Raw genomic sequence first — 2,599 nt, 5'->3', positions numbered from 1 at the left:
ACCGGAGCCCTGAATGACCCTCGAACGCGAAGCCGCTGCCAATACTGCCAAGGTCCTGTCCGAAGCGTTGCCTTACATTCGACGCTACGTCGGCAAGACGCTGGTGATCAAGTACGGCGGCAATGCCATGGAAAGCGAGGAGCTGAAAACCGGCTTTGCCCGCGACATCGTGTTGATGAAAGCTGTCGGGATCAACCCGGTAGTTGTGCACGGCGGCGGCCCGCAAATCGGCGATTTGCTCAAGCGCTTGTCGATCGAGAGTCACTTCATTGATGGCATGCGCGTCACGGACGCGCAGACCATGGACGTGGTGGAGATGGTCCTCGGCGGCCAGGTGAACAAGGACATCGTCAACCTGATCAACCGTCATGGCGGCAGCGCCATCGGCCTGACCGGCAAGGACGCGGAGCTGATTCGCGCGAAAAAACTGACCGTTACCCGTCAGACGCCGGAAATGACCCAGCCGGAAATCATCGACATCGGCCAGGTAGGCGAAGTCATCGGGATCAACACCGACCTGCTGAACCTGCTGGTCAGAGGCGACTTCATCCCGGTGATCGCGCCGATCGGCGTGGGTGCCAACGGTGAGTCCTACAACATCAACGCCGACCTGGTGGCCGGCAAGGTGGCCGAGGCGCTGAAAGCTGAAAAGCTGATGCTGCTGACCAACATCGCCGGCCTGATGGACAAGGAAGGCAAGGTGTTGACCGGCCTGACAACCCAACAGGTGGACGAGCTGATCGCCGACGGCACGATCTACGGCGGCATGCTGCCGAAGATCCGTTGCGCGCTGGAAGCAGTGCAAGGCGGCGTCGGCAGCTCGCTGATCCTGGATGGCCGGGTGCCGAATGCGATCCTGCTGGAAATCTTCACAGATACCGGTGTGGGTACGCTGATCAGCAATCGCAAGCGCCCTTAAACGCTGCAAACGAAAAGGCCCCGCTCAATCAGATTGAGCGGGGCCTTTTTTGTGGGAGCTGGCATGCCTGCGATGCAGGCACCTCGGTGATTCAGTAGTACCGAGCCAAACAGATAAGCACAGTCGTTTTTTTCCCGATACAAAAAGGCCCTGTTCTCACAGGGCCTTTTCTTTAGACGCCGAACTGAGCCCTATAGGCTTCAACGGCTGGCAAATGCTGCTTGAGCTGCGGATCGTCCGCGAGGAATTCCAGCACCTGGTTCAGCGACACGATGCTCACCACCGGAATGCCGAAATCACGCTCCACTTCCTGGATTGCCGACAACTCACCGTTGCCGCGCTCCTGGCGATTCAGGGCGATCAGCACGCCAGCCGCCTTGGCGCCCTCCTGGGAAGCGATGATCTGCATCACTTCACGGATCGCGGTGCCGGCAGTGATCACGTCGTCGATAATCAGCACGTCGCCTTTAAGCGGAGCCCCTACCAGGCTGCCGCCTTCGCCATGGGCCTTGGCCTCTTTGCGGTTGAAGCACCACGGCAGATCAAGCCCATGATGTTCAGCCAACGCCACGGCAGTCGCGGCCGCCAGCGGGATGCCNTTGTACGCCGGGCCAAACAATACATCGAANGAAATNCCGCTCTCGACGATGGCCGCCGCGTAGAAACGACCCAGCTGAGCCAGGGCCGAACCCGAGTTGAACAAGCCGGCATTGAAGAAGTAGGGGCTGGTGCGCCCGGACTTCAGAGTGAACTCACCGAAGCGCAAAACGCCGCGATCGATGGCAAAACGAATGAAATCGCGTTGATACGCCTGCATGAAAAAAGCCTCAGATACCACGGATTTAGCTAATTAGGTAGACGGCGTGTATCATACACGCACGCGATTTTTGGGGCCATTTATGCGGATCATCAGTGTGAACGTCAATGGTATTCAGGCTGCAGTCGAGCGTGGTTTGCTCAGTTGGCTGCAAGCACAGAATGCCGACGTCATCTGCCTGCAGGACACCCGCGCCTCCGCCTTTGAACTGGACGACCCAGCCTTCCAACTGGATGGCTACTTCCTTTATGCCTGCGATGCCGAAGTGCCCACCCAAGGTGGTGTGGCTTTGTACTCGCGGTTGCAACCCAAGGCGGTCATCAGCGGCCTCGGCTTCGAGACAGCCGACCGCTACGGGCGCTACCTGCAAGCCGATTTCGACAAGGTCAGCATCGCGACCTTGCTGCTCCCTTCGGGGCAGAACGGCGATGAAGACTTGAACCAGAAGTTCAAGCTAATGGACGATTTCGCCCGTTATCTGGATAAACAGCGACGCAAACGTCGCGAGTACATTTACTGTGGCTCGCTGTACGTGGCGCAACAGAAGCTGGATATCAAGAACTGGCGCGACAGCCAGCAATCCCCGGGTTTCCTGGCACCAGAACGTGCCTGGATGGACGAGATTGTCGGCAACATGGGCTATGTTGATGCCCTGCGCGAAGTCAGCCGTGAAGGCGACCAGTACAGCTGGTGGCCAGATAACGAACAGGCTGAGATGCTCAACCTGGGTTGGCGTTTCGACTACCAGTTGCTGACCCCAGGTCTGCGCCGGTTTGTTCGCAGCGCACGTCTGCCGCGCCAGCCACGCTTTTCGCAGCACGCACCACTGATCGTGGACTACGACTGGACACTGACCATCTGAG

The 2,599-nt window shown here is 58.7% G+C and carries 3 protein-coding genes; 2 read left to right on the top strand and 1 reads right to left on the bottom strand.

Annotated elements, in window-relative coordinates; translation table 11 throughout:
- Window positions 1-13: 13 nt before the first annotated feature.
- Window positions 14-919 (top strand): acetylglutamate kinase, encoded by a 906-nt coding sequence (argB, locus tag B7L09_RS18045; protein WP_064454723.1) that lies wholly within the window; start codon window positions 14-16, stop codon window positions 917-919.
- A 172-nt stretch (window positions 920-1,091) separates the two neighbouring features.
- Here argB and pyrE read toward each other — a convergent pair whose 3' ends face one another.
- Window positions 1,092-1,736, bottom strand: coding sequence for an orotate phosphoribosyltransferase (pyrE, locus tag B7L09_RS18040; RefSeq protein ID WP_094469981.1), 645 nt, complete (start codon window positions 1,734-1,736; stop codon window positions 1,092-1,094).
- Between the two features lie 82 nt (window positions 1,737-1,818).
- On the opposite strand from pyrE, the gene crc reads away from it, so the two are divergent.
- Window positions 1,819-2,598 (top strand): catabolite repression control protein Crc, encoded by a 780-nt coding sequence (gene crc, locus B7L09_RS18035; RefSeq protein WP_003195493.1) that lies wholly within the window; start codon window positions 1,819-1,821, stop codon window positions 2,596-2,598.
- Window position 2,599 lies beyond the last annotated feature (1 nt).

Source organism: Pseudomonas mandelii, from assembly GCF_002251635.1.
Classification (GTDB): domain Bacteria; phylum Pseudomonadota; class Gammaproteobacteria; order Pseudomonadales; family Pseudomonadaceae; genus Aquipseudomonas; species Aquipseudomonas mandelii_B.
The sequence above is the reverse complement of the archived record's forward strand: the minus strand, read 5'-3'. Positions and strand labels throughout refer to the sequence as shown.

Bases quoted from the DNA above. Each gene is read 5' to 3' on its own strand.
- argB (WP_064454723.1), top strand. From the start codon at position 14: ATGACCCTCGAACGCGAAGCCGCTGCCAATACTGCCAAGGTCCTGTCC.
- crc (WP_003195493.1), top strand. From the start codon at position 1,819: ATGCGGATCATCAGTGTGAACGTCAATGGTATTCAGGCTGCAGTCGAG.